The sequence below is a fragment of the Hominiventricola sp. genome (genome assembly GCF_057604405.1).
Genome location: NZ_DBLYVB010000006.1, coordinates 1 through 22,321, shown reverse-complemented (window position 1 = coordinate 22,321; position 22,321 = coordinate 1). Strand labels below are relative to the sequence as shown.

Here is a 22,321-nt window from a genome sequence, read left to right as displayed (position 1 = left end):
CTCAGGAGGTCAAAATGTCAATGAAAATTGCACTTGCCGGAAACCCTAACTGCGGCAAAACAACATTGTTCAATGGTCTGACCGGTGCAAACCAGTTTGTAGGAAACTGGCCGGGTGTTACCGTTGAGAAAAAAGAAGGAAAATTAAAAGGTCATAATGATGTTATCATCATGGACCTTCCGGGTATCTATTCTCTGTCTCCCTATACACTGGAGGAGGTTGTAGCCAGAGGATATCTGATTAACGAGCGTCCGGATGCAATCCTGAACATTGTAGACGGAACCAACCTGGAGCGTAACCTGTATCTTTCCACTCAGCTGGCAGAGCTTGGTATCCCGATGGTGATGGCAGTCAACATGATGGACGTTGTCAAGAAAAACGGTGACCAGATCTTCATCGACAAACTGTCTGAGGTACTTGGATGTAAGGTGGTTGAGATTTCCGCACTGAAAGGTACCGGAATCAAGGAAGCTGCAGAGGCAGCAGTGAAGGCTGCAAGTGCAAAACAGGCACAGCAGATCGTACATACCTTTGATAAAAAGGTGGAAAATGCCCTGACCGATATTGAAAATATGCTTGGAAGTGAGGTTCCGGAAGAGCAGAAACGTTTCTTCGCAATCAAACTGTTTGAGCGTGACGATAAGATCAAAGAGCAGATGGCTCAGGTTCCGGATGTAGAAGGTATCGTAGCAGCAGCTGAGCAGGCTATGGATGACGACTCAGAGAGTATCATCACCAACGAGCGTTATGTATACATTTCTTCCATCATCGGAAAATGCTGCAAGAAAGCAAAAGCAGGAAAGATGACCACATCTGACAAGATCGACCAGATCGTAACCAACCGTTTTCTGGCCCTTCCGATCTTTGCAGTAGTGATGTTCCTTGTATATTATATATCCGTCACAACGGTAGGTACTTTCGTAACTGACTGGACCAATGATGTGCTGTTTGGCGAGATCGTACCGCCAGCAATTGAGGGATTCCTGACCAGCGTTGGCTGTGCCGGATGGCTGCAGAGCCTGATCCTTGATGGTATCGTTGCTGGTGTTGGCGCTGTCCTTGGATTTGTGCCGCAGATGCTGATCCTGTTCATCTTCCTGGCTATCCTTGAAGACTGCGGATATATGGCACGTGTTGCTTTCATTATGGACCGTATCTTCCGTAAATTTGGTCTTTCCGGAAAATCCTTCATCCCGATGCTGATCGGTACCGGATGCGGTGTTCCGGGTGTTATGGCTTCCAGAACCATCGAGAACGAGCGTGACCGTCGTATGACCATCATGACCACAACCTTTATCCCCTGTGGAGCTAAACTTCCGATTATCGCCCTGTTCGCAGGCGCTATCTTTGGCGGAGCTCCGTGGGTTGCACCGAGTGCATACTTTGTTGGTATCGCAGCAATCATCTGCTCCGGTATCATCCTGAAGAAAACCAAGATGTTTGCCGGTGATCCGGCTCCCTTCGTTATGGAGCTTCCGGCTTATCACGTACCGACAGTACTGAACGTATTAAGAAGTATGTGGGAGCGCGGCTGGTCCTTCATTAAGAAAGCCGGTACGGTTATCCTTCTCTCTACCATCTTTATCTGGTATACTTCTACCTATGGATTTGAGGGCGGCAGCTACTGCGCAGTAGAGGATTTCGCAAACAGCTTCCTTGGAACTGTTGGTAATGCAATTTCCTGGATTTTCATTCCGCAGGGATTCGGCAATGCAAAAGCGACTGTGGCAGCGATTACTGGTCTGGTAGCAAAAGAGAACGTAGTAGGTACCTTTGGTGTTCTGTACGGACTGGGTGAGGTAGCTGAAGACGGACAGGAATTCTGGGGCAACATCGCCCAGGATTACACCGCAGTTGCAGCATATGCTTACCTGGTATTCAACCTTCTGTGTGCACCGTGCTTCGCAGCAATCGGAGCAATCAGAAGAGAGATGAACAATGCAAAATGGACCTGGTTCGCAATCGGATACCAGTGCCTGCTTGCTTACTGCGTATCACTGGTGATCAATCAGGTAGGAAACCTGGTTGTATATGGTATCTTCAGTCCGTGGCTGATCGTTGCAGCTGTACTGATCGTGCTGTTCATCTGGTTGCTGGTTCGTCCGTATAAAGAAGCAACTACCCTGAAGGTAAATGTGAAAGGAACGGCGAAAGCGTAATGGGAACTTTATTTGTAGGACTGATTGTTCTGGCAATTGCAGCAGCGGCTGCACACAGTATCTGGAAGGATAAAAAATCCGGAAAGAGCTGCAGCGGCTGCAGTGGAAACTGTGGAGGTTGTTCCGGGTGCAAGACGAAAGACTGATTCGAGTTGCCAGAGAGAAAGATAAAATTCTGGAACTCTTTCGAAACAAAGGGATGCGGATTACTAAACAGCGGAAGCTGATTCTGGACATTGTATTTGAACAGGAATGTACCAGCTGTAAGGAGATCTATTACCAGGCATCCAAACAAGACAAGAATATTGGAATTGCCACCGTTTATCGTATGGTAAATGCGTTGGGAGAGCTGGGTGTATTTCAGACGCATACTCCCTATCGTCTGGATCCTTTTTTACAGGAACCAAGGAATGGATTCCGTGTCATCTTGAAGAATCAGAAAGAAGTGGAATTCACCGGTGACGAGTGGAGGAAACTGCTGACAGATGCCCTGCAAAAAAAAGGCTATGCGGAAGCTCCGGAAATTGAGCGTGTCGTATTAAATAAGTGAGAAAAGGCAATCATGTTATTGAGAAAAAGTGATCAGTAACATGGTTGCTTTTTTTTGTGTTTTTTGTTATTATGAGTTAGCAATAACTAATTAGTAAAGACTAACCATAAAACATAAAGAGGTGCAGAATGGAAAAGAAATTGTGGGAAGTGATAGCTAATCAATGCGCTCCGGTCCTGGCGGATGTGAAACCTTCGAATCTCCTGATTCTGACCAGTGAGGAAGAAGAGGTATTTTTACAGATGGAGGAACTTCCCGGAATTTCCAGACTGTGTCTCTATGAAGGACAACAGAAAAGTACATGGCTTCTGTATCGGAAAGACCGGTTGGAGTCGGCGCTTGTATGGCCTCAGACAGGAGTATTTCTGAAACAGTACGGTTACTGGATGGTCCAGGAGAGTCTGGATGAGAAACTTTTGCGGCTTCAGTACAGATTTGCGGAATATAAAGAAGGACGGCAGCCATTTCCCCATGAGATGGGTGTTTTTCTGGGATATCCGCTGGGGGACGTGAAAGGATTTATCGAACATCACGGAAAAGAGTATCTTTGTTCCGGGTATTGGAAAGTATATCAGGACGAACAGAAAGCGAAAAGTACCTTTCAGCTTTACCAGAGTGTCCGGGATGCAGTGCTTCAGCTTATTATGGCTGGCAGCAATCTTTACGAAATCAGTTATCAGGCATAATTATTTTGAGGAGGAATCTGAAGATGGCACAGATTACAATCGTGTATTACAGCGAGACCGGTAACACCGAGGCAATGGCTTCCATGGTTGCAAAAGGAGTAGAGGCAGCAGGAGCAACTGCAAAGATTGTATCCGTAGACGGATTTGACGCAGCAGAGCTGAAGGATGAAGCAGCATTTGCACTGGGATGCCCGGCAATGGGAGACGAAGTACTTGAGGAAGGCACGATGGAGCCATTCGTTGAGGAAGTAGCAAAATTTGCAGCAGGCAAAAGAATCGGACTCTTCGGTTCCTATGGATGGGGAGACGGCGAGTGGATGCGCAACTGGGTAAAACAGATGCAGGATGCAGGCGCTGAAGTTCTCGGTGGAGAAGATGCTATCTGCTGTGATGCTCCGGATGATGAAGCAGAAGAAAAACTTGTGGAACTTGGAAAGAAATTAGCAGAATAAAAGAAGAGGAGGTACCGTTTTCATGAGTGTTGTAATTGTAGGAGGACATGACCGGATGGTCTGTCAGTATATGAAGATCTGTAAGAACTATAAATGCAAGGCAAAGATATTTACACAGATGTCTGCCAGCATGGACAAGCAGATGGGGACCCCGGACCTGTTCATTCTCTTTACCAACACCGTATCTCATAAGATGGTGAAAACGGCTGTGGATGAAGCAAAGAGGAAGAATGTAGAAGTGGTTCGGTGCCACACAAGCAGTGGTTCCGCCCTGGAAAACATTTTAAAAGAGTATGCAGCATAAGCCATAGATATCCTTATAAAAATGACATCTCCCCATGGAGGTGTCATTTTTTTTGAAAATAACGTGAAAATCCGGTGTTTTTCCTTGTCAAACCGACCATTAGTGCGTAAAATAGAACTGTTGCAGATTTTTAAGGGAAAATGCCCTGCGGGGCAGGAATATAGAAGGAGCAGATTATGGCAAAGGAATCCTGGAGACCGGGAAATATGCTGTATCCGGTACCGGCAGTGATGGTGAGCTGTCAGCGGCCGGGAGAGAAACCGAATATTATCACGATTGCATGGGCGGGAACGGTATGCTCTTCACCGGCCATGGTATCGATTTCTGTCAGGAAAGAGCGGTATTCTTATGACATTCTTAAGGAGACCGGAGAATTTGTCATTAATCTGGTAACGAAGGATCTGGTGCGGGCAGCAGATTTTTGCGGGGTCCGTTCCGGCCGGGACGTAGACAAATTTCAGGAAATGCATTTGACGGAACAGCCGTCACAGACCATACAGTCCCCTGGTATTGGGGAGAGCCCGGTGAATATTGAGTGTAAGGTGACGGAGGTAAAGCCCCTTGGCAGCCACGATCTTTTTCTGGCGGAAGTGACCAACGTGACCATCGATGACCGGTATATGAACGAAAACGGAAAATTTGAACTGAACCAGTCCGGGTTGGTGGCTTATTCTCATGGAGAATATTATGGCCTTGGTGAACGCGTCGGAACCTTCGGATATTCAGTCAGAAAGAAAAAGGATACATGCGGAAGAAAAAGAAGAAAAAATTATTCGGGAAAAAATTCGAAATAATCTATGTGGAATGGGCAGTTTTTACCTGTCTGATGATGTTGTGTTTTGTGCCGATTCTGGGAAATACGTTAGGCAATGAGACGACTTACTGCGAAGTATTGCTGGATGGAGAGGTTATCGGTGCAGTGGCAGATCCGACCATTGTGGATCAGGCATTTCTGGATGCCAGAGCGCGGATTGGCCGGGAAGTGGATGGCCTGGTACTGGCGAATGTAGACTGCAGTTTTCAACAGGTGTCCCGCCTTTTTGGGACAACGCTGAAAGAAGAAGAACTGGAAACTGTTATTTACGATCTTCTTCAGGAGAAGATTAAGACAGCAAAGCAAAAATATGATCTGGTCAAGGTCAATGAATTCACGGCTTATCTTGCCAATATGGATGAAGTCAAAGAACTTCTCGCTGCGGCGCTTAAGCCTTATGATCCAGACGGCATGTTTGAGGTTGAGGTAGTATCAGATACCAGCCGGGAACTGAATGCATTTACGGTGGAAGTAGCCCCGAAAGAAGAGATTCCGGATGGAGACGGTTTAAAAGCTTTGAATTTTGCAGAAAAAGTGGAAATCTGCGAAGCGTACGTAGATGCAGATCAGGTGACACCGCTGCAGGATGCTATCGAAGCGGTGACCAAGGAAACGGAAAAAAATCAGACTTATGAGGTACAGGCGGGAGACACTCTGTCTGTCATTGCCAACAGCCGCGGTTATTATGTGGATGAGGTGCTGGCATTGAACCCGGGTCTTACGAGGGATGCGACCCTTCATCTGGGTGACGAGATCGTCATCAGTGTGCCGGAGCCGGAGCTTTCTGTTCTGACTACAGAACAGTCTACCTATGAAGAGGATTATGATGCGGAGACGCAGTACATAGAGAATGACAGCTGGTATACTACCCAGCAGGTGGTTCGGCAGGAGGCGGTTCCGGGTCATCATGAGGTAACGGTGCTTACCACCTCCAAGAACGGCACGGAGACCAGCCGGGAGATGGTGTCAGAGAATGTTATTACGGAACCGGTACCGGAGATTATCGAGAAAGGAACCCAGACGCCCCCGACGTACATCAAACCGATCACCGGCGGAACCCTGACTTCTACATTCAAATGGCGTTGGGGACGTATGCACAAGGGAATCGACTGGGCAGTACCGAAGGGAACGGCAGTCAGAGCCTCCTGCGGCGGTACCGTCGTCAGCGCAGGCTGGTCCGGAGAATACGGAAACTGTATCACCATCCGCCATCCGGACGGCAAACAGACCCGCTACGGTCATCTGAGCAAGATTCTGGTATCTGCCGGACAGAAAGTGGACCAGGGTCAGAAAATCGCCCTGAGCGGCAATACGGGCCGCAGTACGGGTCCCCATGTCCATTTTGAGATTATTGTGAATGGTTCACAGGTGAATCCGTTGAAATATTTGCAGTAAATGACGACACTGACCGGGAAAGAAATCTTCCCGGCCGGTGTTTTTTGTTTCGCACTTGACAAATATTCCATTCCCTGTTATTCTTTGCAGGAAATAGTTTGATAATCAAAATAATTGAGAGGCATAGAATGAATGCAAAAATAATGGGAACCGGCTATGAACTGCCGGCATTCAGGGCAGATAATGATTATCTTGCCACGCTGGTAGATACCAGTGATGAATGGATCAGAGAAAGAACCGGAATCTGTGCCAGACATCTGGCAAAAGAAGAGACTACGACGTCCATGGCAGCAAAAGCAGCCAGAAAAGCTCTTCGGAAAGCAGGTGTGGACGCATCCGAGGTAGAGCTTGTCATTGTGGCCACGATTACCGGAGATACGGATACACCGAGTACGGCCTGCAAAGTACAGGCGCAGATCGGTGCAGACCATGCGGTGGCATTTGATATAAATGCGGCATGCTCCGGCTTTCTGTACGGGCTTCATGTGGCAGATGCATTTTTCAAGAGCGGTATTTATAAAAATGCACTGGTCATCGGGGCGGAGAGCCTGTCGAAGATTGTGGACTGGACAGACCGCGGGACCTGCGTGCTTTTTGGAGACGGGGCAGGTGCTGCATTTCTGACGGCATCGGAAGAAGGCGGAATCCTTTCTCAGTCTGTAGGAAGTAATGGTGAGAAATGGGAAGTGCTTTCCTGCCCGAAGGGCGGATACCTGCAGATGAATGGACAGGAAGTCTTTAAGTTTGCAGTAAGGACCGTTCCACTGTGCGTGGAAGATGCCCTGGAAAAAGCGGGTATGAAGGCAGATGATGTAGATCTGTTCTTGCTGCATCAGGCAAATGTGAGAATCCTTCAGTCTGTAGCGAAGCGATTAAAGCAGCCGGAAGAGAAATTCCCTATGAACATGAATGAATGCGGCAATACATCCGCAGCCAGTCTGCCGATTCTGATGGCGCAGCTTGATGAACAGGGAAGATTTCACAGAGGAAACAAAGTGGTACTGTCCGGATTCGGTGCAGGACTGACCTGGGGCGCATGTGTCATCGAGTGGTAAAAAATCCCCTTGACAAACAGGCACGACGCAGATATACTTTGAATGTCAAAGTAATTAAGGCAGATACAAAAATATCCCGCCCAGGTGGGGACAATGAATGGATAATAAAAGGAGAAGAAACACCATGTTAGAAAAAATTAAAGAGATGATCGCAGAGCAGTTAAACGTAGACGCAGCAGAGATTACTGAGGCTACTTCTTTCAAAGATGACCTGGGAGCTGATTCCCTGGACCTGTTTGAGCTGGTAATGGCTCTGGAAGAGGAGTACGGTGTTGAGATTCCGTCTGAGGATCTTGAGAAAATCACAACCGTAGGCGCTGTTATGGATTATCTGAAATCCAAAGGCGTAGAAGCATAAGCAAAGAGGCGAGCGAAGTATGAAGACGAGAGTTACAGAACTTTTAGGAGTGGAGAAACCGATTATTCAGGGCGGTATGGCCTGGGTGGCAGAGTCTCATCTGGCAGCAGCGGTCTCCAATGCAGGCGGCTTCGGAATCATCGGTGCAGCTAATGCACCGGCAGAGGTAGTTCGGAATTATATCAGGGAAGCAAAAGAGATGACAGATAAGCCTTTCGGTGTGAACATCATGCTCATGAGCCCCTATGCGGCAGATATTGCCCAGGTAGTGGTAGAGGAAAAGGTTTCAGCCGTTACTACTGGTGCAGGAAGCCCGGAGCAATATATGGAACAGTGGAAAGCTGCCAATATCAAAGTCATCCCGGTTGTCGCTTCCGTAGCTCTCGCAAAACGTATGGAGCGCTGCGGTGCAGATGCGGTGGTTGCAGAGGGTACCGAGTCAGGCGGACATATCGGACAGGCAACGACCATGACGCTGGTTCCGCAGGTGGTTGACGCAGTATCTGTTCCGGTCATTGCCGCAGGCGGCATTGCAGACGGCAGAGGTATGGCAGCAGCTTTCATGCTGGGGGCTGAGGCTGTTCAGATCGGAACCCGCTTCTGCGTAGCTGATGAATGTCAGATCCATGAGAATTACAAACAGCGTATCCTGAAAGCCAAAGACATTGATTCCGAGGTGACGGGAAGAAGCCACGGACATCCGGTGCGGGGCTTAAGAAACAAGATGACCCGTGAATACCTGAAGCTGGAAGCAGAGGGAGCATCCTTTGAACAGCTGGAAAATCTGACTCTGGGAGGCCTTCGCAAGGCAGTTGTGGAAGGTGATGTGGATAATGGTTCCGTACTGGCAGGACAGATTGCAGGTATGATCACGAAACGCCAGAGTTGTCAGGAGATCGTGGATGAGATTCTGACTCAGGCAGAGAAATTGCTGAAATAACTATTCAGAGCCACATTCGCAAAATCGCCTCTGCGAGGCTTTTCTTTTGCTCATGTATGGCTTCTCGCCATATACATGCACCAAAATATACGCCTTCATGTAAACATGAGTCGTATATTTATGGGCATGTGCATGGCTCTGAATAGTTTGCAATCTGCGGCAGGCAGATTTGTGAGAACAGAGCCGCTGGAACATTTCCGTGGTTCTGTTTTTTTAAATATATACTTTGAAATTCAAACTATATAAAGGAGAATACAATGTCTAAAATTGCATTTATGTTCCCGGGGCAGGGAGCCCAGTATACGGGAATGGCAAAAGATTTTTATGATACATTTCCGGTGAGCCGTAAAGTATTTGAGGATGCATCGGAGGCATCAGGCCTGGACATTCCGGCACTTTGCTTTGAGGAAGACGAGCGTCTGAATCAGACAGAATACACCCAGATCTGCATGCTCACCGCAGAGGCAGCGATTTTAAAAGCGGTTGAGGAACAGGGAGTGACCTCTTCTGTTAATGCCGGATTGAGCCTTGGTGAGTATGGTGCGCTGATTGCGTCTGGAGTTATGAGTGAAAAAGATGCATTTTCCGTAGTCCGTAAGAGAGGTATTTACATGCAGGAAGCGGTTCCCACCGGTGGAGCCATGACGGCAGTGCTGGGACTTGACGCAGCTGTCATTGAAGAGGTATGTGAGAAGACAGAAGGTATCGTCTCTATTGCAAATTACAACTGTCCGGGACAGATCGTTATCACAGGAGAAGAGGCAGCGGTAGCCCGTGCGGCAGAAAGCCTGAAAGAAGCAGGTGCCAAGAGAACGGTTGCGTTGAAAGTCAGCGGACCGTTCCACTCCAAAATGCTGACCGGAGCAGGTGAGAAACTTGGCGAAGCACTGAAAGAGGTAGAGCTTCATGCGTTCTCTACTCCGTATATTACCAATGTGACCGCAGATTATGTGACCTCCCCCGCAGGAGTAAAAGAACTTCTTCGTCTGCAGGTATCCTCCAGCGTTCGGTGGCAGCAGTCAGTAGAACGGATGATTGCAGATGGTGTGGATACCTTTGTGGAGATCGGACCTGGCAAGACTTTATCCGGATTTATGAGAAAGATCGACCGCAGTGTGAAGACCCTGAACATTGAAAATATGGCTGATTTTGAGAAAGCCATGGCAGAGCTGAAAGGAGAGTAAGCATGCTGGAAGGAAAGATTGCTCTGGTAACCGGAGCTGCAAAAGGAATTGGAAGAGCCATTGCACTGGCACTGGCTGCAGATGGAGCGACTGTGATTGTAAATTACAATGGCTCTGCACAGAAGGCAGAGGCTGTGGTAGACGAGATTAAAGCGCTGGGAAAAGACAGTGAGGCTTATCAGTGTAATGTGGCAAATACCGCAGACGTGGATGCCATGATCAAGGATGTGATCAAACGATATGGAAGTCTTGACATCCTGGTGAATAACGCAGGTATTACCCGCGACAATCTGATTATGAAAATGTCAGAGGAAGATTTTGATGCGGTCATTGATGCGAACTTAAAGGGATGCTTTAACACGATTAAGGCAGTAAGCCGTCAGATGCTCAAGCAGCGTGCAGGACGGATCATCAATATTACCTCCGTATCCGGTATTCTTGGAAATGCAGGCCAGGCAAATTATGCAGCATCCAAGGCGGGCATCATCGGTCTTACCAAGACCATGGCAAGAGAGCTGGCAAGCCGCGGTATCACGGTCAATGGCATTGCGCCGGGCTTCGTGGATACGGAGATGACCCAGGTGCTCTCTGATGAGGTAAAAGAGGCAGCGACGAAGCAGATTCCGCTGGGACGTTTCGGAAAGCCGGAAGACATTGCCAATATGGCAGCTTATCTGGCATCTGAAAAGGCAGCATATATAACAGGACAGATTATCAGCGTAGACGGAGGTATGGCGATCTGATGAGAAGAGTAGTAGTAACCGGTATGGGAGCCATCACTCCCATGGGATTGAATGTAAAAGAGTATTTTGATAACATTAAAGCAGGAAATCATGGATTTACCACCATTTCCAAATTTGACGCTTCTGAGTATAAAGCGCATGTGGCAGCAGAAGTCAAAGGATTTGTTGCAAAAGAATACATGGATTTTAAGGCAGCAAAGAGAATGGAGCCGTTTTCCCAATATGCAGTGGCAGCAGCAAAAGAGGCCATGGAACAGGCAGGACTTGATATGAGCAAAGAAGACCCATATCGTGTAGGATGCTCTATCGGTTCCGGTATCGGAAGTCTTCAGGTAGTGGAAAAAGAGTATACCAAACTGGTAGAAAAAGGACCGAATCGTGTGAATCCGTTGATGGTGCCCATGATGATTTCCAATATGGCAGCAGGAAATGTTTCCATCGCTTATGGCCTGAAAGGTAAGAGTCTTAACGTAGTAACTGCCTGTGCAACCGGAACGCATTCTATTGGTGAGGCTTACAGAAGCATCCAGACCGGTGATGCAGACGTAATGCTGGCAGGCGGAACCGAGAGCTGTATCTGCCCCATCGGTGTAGCTGGATTCGCAGCACTGACTGCTCTGTCCGGAAGTGAGGATCCGGAGCGTTGCTCCATTCCCTTTGACAAAGACCGCGATGGATTTGTCATGGGCGAGGGCGCTGGTGTGGTTATTCTGGAGGATCTGGAACACGCAAAGGCAAGAGGAGCACACATTCTGGCAGAAGTAGTCGGATATGGTGCCACCAGTGATGCTTACCACATCACTTCTCCGGCGGAGGACGGAATGGGAGCTGCTACCGCAATGAAATGGGCAGTCGAGGAATCCGGTACCGCTATGGAAGATATTATGTACATCAATGCACATGGAACCAGTACCCATCATAATGACCTTTTCGAGACCCGTGCCATCAAGCTGGCCTTCGGCGAGCACGCAAAAGAGATGAAGATCAACTCTACCAAATCTATGATCGGACATCTTCTGGGTGCAGCAGGTGCGGTTGAGTTCATCACCTGTGTGAAAGAGATGGAAGAAAGCTTTGTCCATGTAACCAGAGGTCTGGAACATCCAGACGAGGAACTGGATCTTGATTATGTACAGGGTCACGGTGTGGAGATGGATCTGGAGTATGCATTGTCCAACTCTCTTGGCTTTGGCGGACACAATGCAAGTATTCTGATTAAGAAATACGCGGAGTAAGAAAAAAGCGGCGAAGCGGCTCCGGACAGAAAGGAAGTATACATATGGTAATGGATATTAAAGAAATCATGGAAATCATTCCTCATCGGCAGCCGTTTCTGCTGATCGACCGGATCGAGGAACTGGAACCGGGAAAAAGAGCGGTAGGCAAGAAATGTGTGACTTATAATGAGCCGTTCTTTAACGGACATTTTCCCCAGGAACCGGTTATGCCAGGTGTCCTGATTCTGGAAGCTCTGGCCCAGACCGGTGCAGTGGCAATCTTAAGCCAGCCGGAAAATAAAGGGAAGACGGTTTATTTCGGTGGGATCGATAAAGCGAAATTCAAACGGAAAGTCGTTCCGGGTGACGTGCTGACACTGGAACTGGAAATTGTGAAGCAGAAAGGACCCATCGGTGTGGGTACCGCAAAGGCGACGGTAGATGGAAAATTGGCCGCTTGCGCAGAGATGACATTTGCGGTAGGTTAAAAAAAGGAGGCAATGTGCCTCCTTTTTTTTATACCTGCAATTGATCATAGATCTCCATAATTTCGTCTTTGGTAGCCAGTAGTTCAGAAAAGGCACTGGCGCTGCCTGCGGCAAGGGCCATGCGGAAGGCATGTGCATAATCATGCTGTTCCAGCCAGCCGGTGAGAAAGCCTGCGACCATGGAATCACCGGCACCGACAGCGTTGACCAGTCGGCCCTTTACGGCGTCAGAAGTATAGACTTCTCCATTTTCTGCTACGAGAGCGGCACCTTTTCCGCCCATGGAAACCAGAACGTTTCGTGCCCCCTGCTTCTGCAGTTCCTTCGCATAAGGGATAACTTCCTCATGGGTATTAAATTCCAGACAGAAAAGTTCTCCCAGTTCATGATTATTCGGTTTGATCAGGAAGGGATGATATTTCAGCACATTGGTGAGCAGATCCTTAGTGGCATCTACAACTGTCAGGATTTTCCGATCCTGCAGCCGTGCCAGAATATCTTCATAAGTGGATGCAGGCATAGAAGTGGGAATACTTCCAGCCAGGATGAGAATATCTCCTTCCTGCAGCTGATCAAGCTTCTGCAAGAGAGCTTCTATATGAGTGGGTTCAATGACCGGTCCCTGTCCGTTGATTTCTGTTCCGTCATAGTTCTTTAACTTCAGGTTGATGCGGGAACATCCTTTTTCCAGCTTAATAAAATCACTTTTAAATCCAATCGTTTCAATTCGGCGGAGAATCTCATCGCCGACAAAACCTGCGGTAAATCCAAGGGCAGTGCTGTCCATACCGAGATTTTTCAGAACCGTGGATACGTTGAGTCCCTTGCCGCCGGGGAGCATCAGTTCCGTGTCTGTCCGGTTCGTATTCCAGAGCTTAAAATCCTTTACGGATACAATATAATCAAGAGAGGGATTGAATGTCACAGTATAAATCATGATGCCGACCTCCGTTAAAATTTTCTCAAACAGAGAAATTATATCATGAATGGGAAGGAAAAGGGATATATTTAGAAAAATTTCAGAAAAAATAACTTTGTTGTGAGTCATAATAATGCTATAATAATGTCACACAGAAAGGAGGTATTTATTATGCCGACAATTATGCCGATTAGGGATTTGAGAAATACCAGTGAAATATCAGAATTAGCTCATAAAAAACAGGAACCTATTTTTATAACCAAAAACGGATACAGTGATCTTGTTGTGATGAGTGCAGAATTATACGAACGTTTTGCCCAGATCAATAAGATTGATCAGGCTATTTTTGAAGCAGAGGCAGAAGTGAACGATGGTGCGGAACCGATAGCATTGGACAGTGCGATGGAAAGGCTGAATAAGAAATACCATGGATAAATATGAAGTAATGTTATATCCAAAGGCTTTTCGGGATATTGATGATATTTATGCTTACATTGCACTTGATAAATTGTCACCTGAGAATGCAAGAGGTCAGACGGACAGGATCTGGACAGCATTAAAAAAATTAGAAATATTTCCAGAAGCCCATCAGGACCGTGTGATGGGAAGATATGCAGGAAAAGGATATAAACAATTAGTGATAGACAATTATATTGCTATCTATAAGATTGATGAAAATAAAAAGCGGGTTTATGTTGTAACGATTCAATATCAGGGGCGTGATGTTTAGAATCAGGCGATTTTAAGCTAAGATCTTGTGCAACAGGACATCGTTAGAACAGGAATGGTAGAATCTATGAAGAAAAGAGCAAAAATTTTGGTAATAGGAAGCTTTATGATGGATTTAATTGCTTCCGCGCCAAGAGTACCTAAATTGGGAGAAACCGTAATTGGAACTTCTTTTCAGACGGCCCCTGGTGGAAAAGGAGCTAATCAGGCATTGCAGTGTGCGAGACTGGGCGCAGATGTTACTATGGTTGGCTGTGTAGGAACGGATGCATTTGGACAGGAGATGTTGGATGTCCTGAAGCAGGCAGGAATTGATGTATCTCATGTGAAAATCAGTCATAAAAACTTCAGCGGTGTCGGACATATTCAGCTGGAAGTAAGGGAAGATGGGGTACAGAATCGGATTCTGGTTGTGCCGGGAAGTAACTATGATCTGGATCCGGAAGATCTGACCTGGTTAAAGGAGAGCATCAGCAGTTATGACCTGCTGATGCTGCAGCTAGAACTTCGGATGGATACGATCAAGGCAGCAGCAAAGATGGCACATGGAGCCAAAGTCCCGGTAATGCTCAATCCGGCCCCGGCTGCTGTATTAGACGATGATCTTCTTTCCTGCATTGCCTATGCGTCTCCGAATGAGCATGAGGCCGCATTATTAAGTGGACTTCCTTTAAAAGCAGATGCTCACGGTGTGGATCCGAAAGATCTTGATGCAGTGGTTCAAAATCTGCGTGCAAAGGGAATTGGAAAACTGATGATTACCCTGGGAAGCAACGGAGCCATCTTATGTGATGGGGAATACAAAATTCAGGTTCCCTGTGTTCATATGCCGAACGTAAAAGATCCGACAGCAGCGGGAGATTCTTTTGTTGCTGCTTTCTGTACCGGTGTGGCCGGAGGACTTTCCGAGGAAGAGGCGCTTCGCATGGCAGCTTATACAGCAGCCATTACGGTATGTGGAATGGGTGCAATGCCGTCTCTGCCGACTATGGAGCAAGTGCTTGCACTTATGAAAGAACGGGGTGAACTGGAATTAGCGAATAAGCTGAGCAAATAAAAAAGAGGGGACTTTTCAGTCCCCTCCTGTGTTCTGTTATCCTTCGATAGAAACGTATTTTTTCTGCTCAACAGCAGGTTTTGCTTCTTTCTTCGGAACGAAGAGTTTCAGGATACCATGTTTAAATTCGGCCTTGATATCCTCTTCGGTCACATCTTCACCAACATAGAAGCTACGTTGGCAGGAACCGGTATAACGTTCACGGCGGATGTATTTACCGGATTTCTTATCTTTCTCATCCTCATCCAGACCCTTGGCTGCGCTGATGGTCATGTAACCGTTATTCAGCTCCACCTTGATTTCCTCTTTCTTGAATCCCGGAAGGTCCATCTCCAGAGTATAACCATCATCGTGTTCCTGAATATCGGTCTTCATCAGATTAGCTGCATGGTGACCATAAAGCTTTTTCTCAGCTTTCGTATCATCATAGAACGGAAAATCAAAGAAATCATCAAATAAATTCGTATTAAAAATGCTCGGCATCAACATAAGTCATCTCTCCTTAAAAATAAAATTTATATTCAAAATGTTTAAAGTTACTTCCCGGCGGTTTCCCGCCGGGAGAGTCAGTTATCCTTCAATGGAAACATATTTCTTCTGCTCAACAGCAGGTTTTGCTTCTTTCTTCGGAACGAAGAGTTTCAGGATACCATGTTTAAATTCGGCCTTGATATCCTCTTCGGTCACATCTTCACCAACATAGAAGCTACGTTGGCAGGAACCGGTATAACGTTCACGGCGGATGTATTTACCGGATTTCTTATCTTTCTCATCCTCATCCAGACCCTTGGCTGCGCTGATGGTCATGTAACCGTTATTCAGCTCCACCTTGATTTCCTCTTTCTTGAATCCCGGAAGGTCCATTTCCAGAGTGTAACCATCTTCATGTTCCTGAATATCGGTCTTCATCAGATTAGCTGCGTGATGACCATAAAGCTTTTTCTCAGCTTTCGTATCATCATAGAACGGAAAATCAAAGAAATCATCAAATAAGTTTGTATTAAAAATGCTCGGCATCAACATAAGTCATCTCTCCTTAAAAATAAAATCTATATTCAAAATGTTTAAAGTCACTTCCCGGCGGTTTCCCGCCGGGAGAGTCAGTTATCCTTCAATGGAAACATATTTCTTCTGCTCAACAGCAGGTTTTGCTTCTTTCTTCGGAATGAAGAGCTTCAGGATACCATGCTTAAATTCAGCTTTGATATCCTCTTCGGTCACATCTTCACCAACATAGAAACTACGCTGGCAGGAACCGGTATAACGTTCACGGCGGATGTATTTACCGGATTTCTTGTCCTTCTCATCTTCATCCAGACCTTTGGCTGCGCTGATGGTCATATAACCATTGTTCAGTTCAATCTGAATTTCCTCTTTCTTGAATCCCGGAAGATCCATCTCCAGAGTGTAACCATCTTCATGTTCCTGAATATCGGTCTTCATCAGATTAGCTGCGTGATGACCATAAAGCTTTTTCTCAGCTCTGTCGTCGTAAAACGGAAAATCAAAGAAATCATCAAATACGTTATCATTAAAAATACTAGGCATCAACATAAGTCATTTCTCCTTTCAGTCAACCTCATATTTATTTGTCATTATCTGGAACTCTGAATCAGGAACCTTATCTTTTTGTTTCCCTTTCCTTTGTTCTAGTTGTACTATAGCACGCATTATTAGCACTGTCAAGAGGTGAGTGCTAATTTTTTGTGAACTTTCTGTGAACTTTAAAAAACAGAAAAAAAGCAGGGCGAAATTCGTCCTGCCAAAAGAAAATAGATGAGGTTAAAGGTAATAGCAGTGGGAGCTGCAGCCTTGTGGAAAAAGCTGCTCCCGCATATTCAGCTGAAAGTCTTTTTCAGAAGCGCTTGTTTCCAGTATCGCCAGTGCTTGCCGGAGCATGCGGATATCTTGTTCCATAAAGTCTGTATAATTGCCGCGGCCTACCAGTTTCAGGTGAGTAATGCCGATTTCCCGGAGCCGGTAAAGGGCGCAGAGTCCGCATCCGGTAGCACCGCAGAGATAGCCATCCGGAAGATCAGAATCGTTCGGCACATCTGTTTGCGACGAAGCAGCAGGCACTGACGGCCGAAGCTGTCTGAGAGATGAGTCATCACAAGATTCCCTTAAAGGCTCCAGCCAGTAGGGAATCCGGCACAGGTGTCCAAGCTCATCGCAGTGGAGAGAATTACAGAAGGCACCGGTAAACTGGCACATTTCATTGAGGATGAATGCCTCAAATTCTGTCCTGGACCGCAGACCGCCATGGGATTTTTCTGCGTTGATGACTGCTTTCATATCGTCAAAGCTGTTCTTTCGATGAAAAATTACTCTTTTTAAAGAAAATTGCTGGAAAAAATCGACCATTCGGCTGTTGACTTCCCCGGTTTCGCCGCTTAAATGAATCTCACAGTCAATGTTATGTTCCCGAAGATACAGAATGAGCGCCGGGTCGGCAATAATATAACTCTGAAATCCAAGGCACATACAGGCTTTCATGATCTTAGCGATCTCTGGATACTGCTCCGGCAGATAGAAAAGAGAGTTGAAGGTCAGATGAACCGGACGCTGATAGTCCCGTATCATGGATGCCAGGATTTCCAGCTCGGAGAAAGCACCCAGCTGTACATTGGAGCAGAGTACTTCCCTCCTGTTAAGAGGCATCATGGTGTCGTATTTCTGCGTCCAGGAATAAGGAACATACCCGCAGAAGAATTCATCGGCACCCGCTTCGCTAAAACGAATATATTCATCGACAGATCCAAGTCCAACAGTCAGTTTCATAAAGATTCTCCATTAAAATAAAATTACAGAAGATTGACAACCAGACGGTCAACGCCTTCTCGTAGCCATCCACCAAGCAGTTCCGGCGACTGAAGAATCCCGGTATCCAGTGCAAACAGGGAATTATATCGTCCGAGCATGTGAAGGTGAGCCGGATAGAGAAAGGCATATTCCCTGCACCAGTGGGGGCAGTCCTTTGGGAGTGTCTGTGCGCCGCGACTGCCTCTTTTGCAGCGGGCATAGAGTGGACAGTACTGGGAGGTGTTGGTCTGGTAAAAGGGCAGATGAAGGCTGTGCTTTCCTTCCGGCAGTTCCGGAAGATAACCACAGGATTCCCATTCATACCGTGTGATCCTGCAGGTTTCGGCAAGAAAATTTCGATAAAAATCTGCATTTATGCTGTTTTCGGAGAGGGCGGAAAGTTCCCCTTTCTTATAAGAAAGACGTGGATCTTTCCGGCGTTTGTTGATAAGTACTCCAAGAATAGGGTGCAGCTGTGGAAAGTCTGTCAGAAGGTCTGCCATAGCCCAGTCATTGACGACAATTTCCACGGTCGTCTGGTGTTTCTGGCACCAGAAATTTAATGTTTCGAGCAGCTGCTGAATTGGTTTCAGCATAAACTCCCGCAAATAAGAAAAGGAAAGGGTCATTGCCAATCCATCTGCCCAGGCCTTGTCCATAAGCGCAAACAGGACATCTTCTTTCGGGAACAGCAGATGACAGAACTGATTTCCAATATAAAGGCGAGTCAGCTGCAGCCGGGACAATGGATGCCAAGATAGATGGTTAGATGCCCAATATTGGGAGAGCCAGTCTGAAAAATTCATATTCAGATAAGAAGTGTAAAGTTCCGGACGGTCCAGTTCGATCGACAGTTCCGGAGTATCTGTATTCAGAAATGAAAAATCCGGCAGATCATCCGGTTTCTGAAACCATGCCTGTTTTTGAGCAGCGAAGGTTTCGAAGTGTATGTTCTCCTGTTCCGCCGGATATCCGGTGAGCGCCATGGAAAGCTCGCTGTCGTCTTCGGTCAACTTCAGGTTGACATAAGATCCATACCAGCCCAACAATGCATTTACAGCAGAGCGATAGACGGGATCTTTTGTGAGTACAGTATATTCATAAAAATAATCATATCGCTGCTCGAAGGAAAAGGAGGTGACAGAAAGGGATACTTCTTGATAGGAAGAAAGTTCCATCTGCCAGAAAGCAAGGCGGATATTCACCGGGGCGGAACATGGTTTTGCGGTACGAAACCGGAACCCTGTTTCAGAAAATTCTGTAATGCGTATCTCTTTTTTATTTACAAATGCGCTGAGGAGTCCAAAAGGAATCATAGGAACTCCAAAAAGTTCCGGCGGTATAAGGGTCATGAGATTACTCCTGTATTAGATGTTTCCGGATCAGAAGATCCCGGTGATGAAGATTTCAAGTCCAATGAAAACCAGAATCACACCGCCGAAAACAGTTGCTCTGTCTGCAAATCGGGTTCCAAATTTTTTGCCGATGATCAGACCGGAATAGCTGATGCAAAAGGTAGTGGCAGCAACGATCAGGGAACAGACGAAAGCCATGACAAAACCATAATCAGCAATGGTAAATCCGACAGATAACGCATCGATGGAGGTGGCAATTCCCTGCATCAGAAGGCCGGCAGCTCCAAGGCGGACCACTTCTTCTGCTTCCTCCTCACCGTACAGTCCTTCCCATACCATCTTACCGCCGATATAAAGCAGCAGGAAGAGGGCAATCCATGGAATGAATTTTTCAAATGCCTTGAAGTACTCTACGATCGTGTGAACACAGAACCAGCCGGCCATAGGCATAAATGCCTGGAAAAATCCGAAGGTACCTGCAATAATACACATTTTTTTTGCCCGCATGTGAGGTTCATTGAGTCCATTGGCAAGAGATACGGAAAAGGCATCCATGGCCAGTCCCACACCAAGCAATATGCTGTTAAAGAAAAATAATAGATTCCATTCCACTTTCGACTTCCTCCTGTGTAAGCATTAAAAAACCCAAGTACAGACGAACGACTATACTTGGGTATATGATTCCAAAATGAACAAACTCCATGCTCTTCATGGGATTTTTATTGATGATAGTTTATCATTAGAAAAATGATCTGTCAATGTGGAATCCCATGATTTACAGGAAAAGGAAAGTTGTGTAAGATAAAAGAAGAAATCAGGTGGATGACGGAGGAAAAAAGATGACTTCCAATTATGAAAAACAGGTAGATATCGGCAGACAGTATTTCCTGAAATATGATCCGGAAAAACTGGCGGCGAAATTTCACTTATCAATCGATGAGTCTTATTTATATATCCGGTATCTGGATACGGACTATCGGATTGACCGGAAGACAGCAGCCGTGGAAGGAAAAGTGGAGAATGGCTATGTGGAGTGCCGAGAATATACCATTGTCATGACCATCTATGATATGCTCTGTCACGGAACGGAACAGGAAATCCCGGCGCTTACCGGTGACTGGAAATTGATCGGAAATTTTGCGGCAGCGGGGTCGAGTCCGGATGCCAATCTTTTTGCACAGAAGTATGCAGATGCATTTAATGGAAAAGTGGAAGAATTGAAAGCAGCCTGTAAGATCATGGGCGGCGAGGTGAAAGCTAGGCTTGCCGGTGCGGATGTGACAGCGCAGATTCCGGCTTTTCCGTTCTTCCCGGTGCTTCTTCAGTTCTGGGAGGGAGATGATGAATTTGCTCCGCAGATCCGGATTCTCTGGGACAGTCAGACTATGAAATTTTTAAATTTTGAGACGACGTATTATCTGCAGGGAGATCTGCTGGACCGGCTGGCAGAGATTTTACAGGTAGCGGTTTGATACAGAATGGCGAGTTGATTTTCGGTCAACTCACAGTATAATAAAGCGGAGTAAATGATAGAGGGGATAGCAATGAAAATTGTAGTATTTGATGGAAGTCCGAGACTTCATGGAAATACAGAAATTATGTGCGGTGCATTTGCGTATTTGCGAATATCTTGATTGTGATATTGGCACTATATGCGAGGTTGTACGCTTGACCAAGGAATTAGGAGGAAATATGGGATTTATTCAAAATATCGTTGATCAGCATCAAAAGAAAGTTCAAGAACGAAACAATGCTTGTAATGATTTGATTTCTCGTATAGATGATGCTCTGCACGATGCCAAATCAATATTTTCCGCACCGCAAGTGTTTATCGATCCACACACCGAAACCGAGTGGAGAATCAGGAATAGTGGAATATTAGCTGATTCCGAAGAGCATAAAATTCTACAACTGAAAAAGGCTGCTAAATATAAACTACTATCCGAAAAGCAACTTGAATTGGTTGATGTTGTTCGTTCTATGTCACATCAAATTCTTCAACATAACGAGCGAGTTGCGAGCATGAAAGTACAAGCGGCGTATGATCTTATTGGTGACGTTGAGGGGCGAAAACTTGATCAACAGCAGATGACCTGTATTGTCAAAGAAGCGCATAACCACTTGGTAATAGCCGGTGCCGGAACAGGAAAAACAACAACCGTTGTCGGCAAAATCAAGTATCTGCTTAAAACGGGTAAATGTTTGCCGCAGGATATTTTAGTGCTATCATTCACAAATGCTTCTGCATCGGAGATGAGTGAACGTATTTCTGCTGAGACTGGACACAGTATTGCGGCATCGACATTTCACAAACTTGGGTTGAATATTATTTCGCAAGTTAATGGTATAATGCCGAAAATCACGCAAATCAGTTTACGAAAATTTGTTAAGGAGCAGCTTTTGCTGAATATGCAGTCCGATACATATCTCAATTTGCTGATTTTGTATCTGCTGTATAATCGTGTGGTGGCAAAATCAGAATTTGAGTTCAAAACGCAGAAAGAATATGATGAATATCTGAAATTGAATCCGCCGACCACCGTTAATAATGAAACGGTGAAAAGCTACGGAGAAATGGATATTGCCAATTTTCTGATGCAAAATGGCATACAGTACGTTTATGAGTATCCATATGAAATTGACACACGCACCAGCGAGTATGGTCAATATCATCCCGATTTTTATCTACCCGATTACCAAATTTATATTGAGTATTTTGGAATCAACCGAAAAGGAGAAGTCCCGCCTTATTTCAAAGCTACGAAGGGAATAAGTGCGACGGAAGCCTACCGTGCCTCTATGGAATGGAAACGTTCTATGCATCGTGAATATAAGACCATAATGATTGAGTGCTATGCTTATGAGAAACTGGAGGGCAATTTACTTAATTCCTTGAAAGAAAAATTGGAAGCCGCATCCGTTGTCTTAGCTCCGAAATCCTCAAAAGAACTGTGGACACAAGTTGTCGCCGAGGGCAATTCGTTGCTTGATGGTATCATTGAATTGTTTGAAATGATGTTGTATAAATAAAGTTGACACCTTATTCTCAAGGAATTCATGTATAATAAAAGAGAATAAGGAGGAACTCTCAATGTCACGAACCCAACGTAAATA

Annotated in this window: 27 protein-coding genes; 20 read left to right on the top strand and 7 right to left on the bottom strand. The window is 46.0% G+C overall.

The features are described from left to right. The first annotated feature begins 14 nt into the window (after positions 1-14). From feoB to fabZ, 15 genes are all read left to right on the top strand, one after another. Positions 15-2,159, top strand: coding sequence for a ferrous iron transport protein B (gene feoB / locus ACZMB2_RS05720; protein WP_487595927.1), 2,145 nt, complete (start codon positions 15-17; stop codon positions 2,157-2,159). Further along, positions 2,159-2,305: a FeoB-associated Cys-rich membrane protein gene (locus tag ACZMB2_RS05715; RefSeq protein ID WP_118771512.1), complete on the top strand. Its 147-nt coding sequence runs from the start codon at positions 2,159-2,161 to the stop codon at positions 2,303-2,305. Before feoB ends, ACZMB2_RS05715 begins: the two co-directional genes overlap by 1 nt. Then, a complete protein-coding gene (locus ACZMB2_RS05710; protein ID WP_487595926.1) occupies positions 2,287-2,709 on the top strand; it encodes a transcriptional repressor in 423 nt (140 codons plus the stop codon). Before ACZMB2_RS05715 ends, ACZMB2_RS05710 begins: the two co-directional genes overlap by 19 nt. 128 nt (positions 2,710-2,837) lie before the next feature. Then, positions 2,838-3,395 carry a DUF3793 family protein gene (locus tag ACZMB2_RS05705; protein WP_487595925.1) on the top strand — a complete coding sequence of 186 codons (558 nt, stop codon included), beginning with the start codon at positions 2,838-2,840 and terminating at the stop codon, positions 3,393-3,395. Positions 3,396-3,418: 23 nt separating this feature from the next. Further along, positions 3,419-3,847, top strand: coding sequence for a flavodoxin (locus ACZMB2_RS05700; RefSeq protein ID WP_487595924.1), 429 nt, complete (start codon positions 3,419-3,421; stop codon positions 3,845-3,847). A 22-nt stretch (positions 3,848-3,869) separates the two neighbouring features. Then, complete coding sequence (locus tag ACZMB2_RS05695) at positions 3,870-4,151, top strand: DUF2325 domain-containing protein (RefSeq protein WP_487595923.1); 282 nt, start codon at positions 3,870-3,872, stop codon at positions 4,149-4,151. A gap of 176 nt (positions 4,152-4,327) precedes the next feature. Continuing rightward, a complete protein-coding gene (locus tag ACZMB2_RS05690; protein WP_487595922.1) occupies positions 4,328-4,945 on the top strand; it encodes a flavin reductase family protein in 618 nt (205 codons plus the stop codon). 5 nt (positions 4,946-4,950) lie between these two features. Then, positions 4,951-6,360: a peptidoglycan DD-metalloendopeptidase family protein gene (locus tag ACZMB2_RS05685; protein ID WP_487595921.1), complete on the top strand. Its 1,410-nt coding sequence runs from the start codon at positions 4,951-4,953 to the stop codon at positions 6,358-6,360. Positions 6,361-6,488: 128 nt separating this feature from the next. Then, entirely contained in the window at positions 6,489-7,415 is a 927-nt protein-coding gene (locus tag ACZMB2_RS05680; protein ID WP_487595920.1) for a beta-ketoacyl-ACP synthase III, read from the top strand. Between the two features lie 124 nt (positions 7,416-7,539). Further along, positions 7,540-7,773, top strand: a complete 234-nt coding sequence (gene acpP / locus ACZMB2_RS05675; RefSeq protein ID WP_118771520.1) for an acyl carrier protein — start codon at positions 7,540-7,542, stop codon at positions 7,771-7,773. 19 nt (positions 7,774-7,792) lie between these two features. Beyond that, positions 7,793-8,713, top strand: a complete 921-nt coding sequence (gene fabK / locus ACZMB2_RS05670) for an enoyl-[acyl-carrier-protein] reductase FabK (RefSeq protein WP_487595919.1) — start codon at positions 7,793-7,795, stop codon at positions 8,711-8,713. Positions 8,714-8,970: 257 nt separating this feature from the next. Beyond that, complete coding sequence (gene fabD / locus ACZMB2_RS05665; RefSeq protein ID WP_308459669.1) at positions 8,971-9,897, top strand: ACP S-malonyltransferase; 927 nt, start codon at positions 8,971-8,973, stop codon at positions 9,895-9,897. Positions 9,898-9,899: 2 nt separating this feature from the next. Next, entirely contained in the window at positions 9,900-10,640 is a 741-nt protein-coding gene (fabG, locus tag ACZMB2_RS05660; RefSeq protein ID WP_487595918.1) for a 3-oxoacyl-[acyl-carrier-protein] reductase, read from the top strand. Further along, entirely contained in the window at positions 10,640-11,875 is a 1,236-nt protein-coding gene (fabF, locus tag ACZMB2_RS05655) for a beta-ketoacyl-ACP synthase II (protein ID WP_487595917.1), read from the top strand. Before fabG ends, fabF begins: the two co-directional genes overlap by 1 nt. Before the next feature lie 44 nt (positions 11,876-11,919). Beyond that, positions 11,920-12,345: a 3-hydroxyacyl-ACP dehydratase FabZ gene (gene fabZ / locus ACZMB2_RS05650; protein WP_118771525.1), complete on the top strand. Its 426-nt coding sequence runs from the start codon at positions 11,920-11,922 to the stop codon at positions 12,343-12,345. A 28-nt stretch (positions 12,346-12,373) separates the two neighbouring features. Here the strand turns inward: fabZ and pfkB are convergent, their stop codons facing one another. Beyond that, on the bottom strand, positions 12,374-13,282 hold the full coding sequence (gene pfkB, locus ACZMB2_RS05645) for a 1-phosphofructokinase (RefSeq protein ID WP_487595916.1): 909 nt from the start codon (positions 13,280-13,282) through the stop codon (positions 12,374-12,376). Positions 13,283-13,435: 153 nt separating this feature from the next. Here pfkB and ACZMB2_RS05640 point away from each other — a divergent pair, with 153 nt between their 5' ends. Genes ACZMB2_RS05640 through ACZMB2_RS05630 form a run of 3 tightly spaced genes read left to right on the top strand, consistent with a single transcriptional unit; the run spans position 13,436 to position 15,050 of the window. Next, positions 13,436-13,699 (top strand): type II toxin-antitoxin system prevent-host-death family antitoxin, encoded by a 264-nt coding sequence (locus tag ACZMB2_RS05640; protein WP_487595915.1) that lies wholly within the window; start codon positions 13,436-13,438, stop codon positions 13,697-13,699. Then, positions 13,692-13,994 (top strand): type II toxin-antitoxin system RelE/ParE family toxin, encoded by a 303-nt coding sequence (locus tag ACZMB2_RS05635; protein ID WP_487595914.1) that lies wholly within the window; start codon positions 13,692-13,694, stop codon positions 13,992-13,994. Before ACZMB2_RS05640 ends, ACZMB2_RS05635 begins: the two co-directional genes overlap by 8 nt. Positions 13,995-14,048: 54 nt before the next feature. After that, on the top strand, positions 14,049-15,050 hold the full coding sequence (locus tag ACZMB2_RS05630; RefSeq protein WP_487595913.1) for a ribokinase: 1,002 nt from the start codon (positions 14,049-14,051) through the stop codon (positions 15,048-15,050). A gap of 36 nt (positions 15,051-15,086) precedes the next feature. On the opposite strand, the gene ACZMB2_RS05625 is transcribed toward ACZMB2_RS05630, so the two are convergent. The 6 genes from ACZMB2_RS05625 to ACZMB2_RS05600 all read right to left on the bottom strand — a co-directional run bounded on the left by ACZMB2_RS05625 (position 15,087) and on the right by ACZMB2_RS05600 (position 19,819). Beyond that, positions 15,087-15,539, bottom strand: coding sequence for an Hsp20/alpha crystallin family protein (locus tag ACZMB2_RS05625; protein ID WP_487595912.1), 453 nt, complete (start codon positions 15,537-15,539; stop codon positions 15,087-15,089). An 81-nt stretch (positions 15,540-15,620) separates the two neighbouring features. Next, positions 15,621-16,073 carry an Hsp20/alpha crystallin family protein gene (locus tag ACZMB2_RS05620; protein WP_487595911.1) on the bottom strand — a complete coding sequence of 151 codons (453 nt, stop codon included), beginning with the start codon at positions 16,071-16,073 and terminating at the stop codon, positions 15,621-15,623. 81 nt (positions 16,074-16,154) lie between these two features. Then, a complete protein-coding gene (locus tag ACZMB2_RS05615) occupies positions 16,155-16,604 on the bottom strand; it encodes an Hsp20/alpha crystallin family protein (protein ID WP_487595910.1) in 450 nt (149 codons plus the stop codon). A gap of 228 nt (positions 16,605-16,832) precedes the next feature. Continuing rightward, positions 16,833-17,831, bottom strand: coding sequence for a U32 family peptidase (locus ACZMB2_RS05610; protein ID WP_487595909.1), 999 nt, complete (start codon positions 17,829-17,831; stop codon positions 16,833-16,835). A 23-nt stretch (positions 17,832-17,854) separates the two neighbouring features. Next, complete coding sequence (locus tag ACZMB2_RS05605) at positions 17,855-19,204, bottom strand: hypothetical protein (RefSeq protein ID WP_487595908.1); 1,350 nt, start codon at positions 19,202-19,204, stop codon at positions 17,855-17,857. Positions 19,205-19,234: 30 nt separating this feature from the next. Then, positions 19,235-19,819 carry a manganese efflux pump MntP gene (locus tag ACZMB2_RS05600; protein ID WP_487595907.1) on the bottom strand — a complete coding sequence of 195 codons (585 nt, stop codon included), beginning with the start codon at positions 19,817-19,819 and terminating at the stop codon, positions 19,235-19,237. A gap of 227 nt (positions 19,820-20,046) precedes the next feature. On the opposite strand from ACZMB2_RS05600, the gene ACZMB2_RS05595 reads away from it, so the two are divergent. Then, positions 20,047-20,679, top strand: a complete 633-nt coding sequence (locus tag ACZMB2_RS05595; protein WP_487595906.1) for a DUF3786 domain-containing protein — start codon at positions 20,047-20,049, stop codon at positions 20,677-20,679. A gap of 109 nt (positions 20,680-20,788) precedes the next feature. Next, a complete protein-coding gene (locus ACZMB2_RS05590; protein ID WP_487595905.1) occupies positions 20,789-22,237 on the top strand; it encodes a UvrD-helicase domain-containing protein in 1,449 nt (482 codons plus the stop codon). Positions 22,238-22,321: the final 84 nt, after the last annotated feature.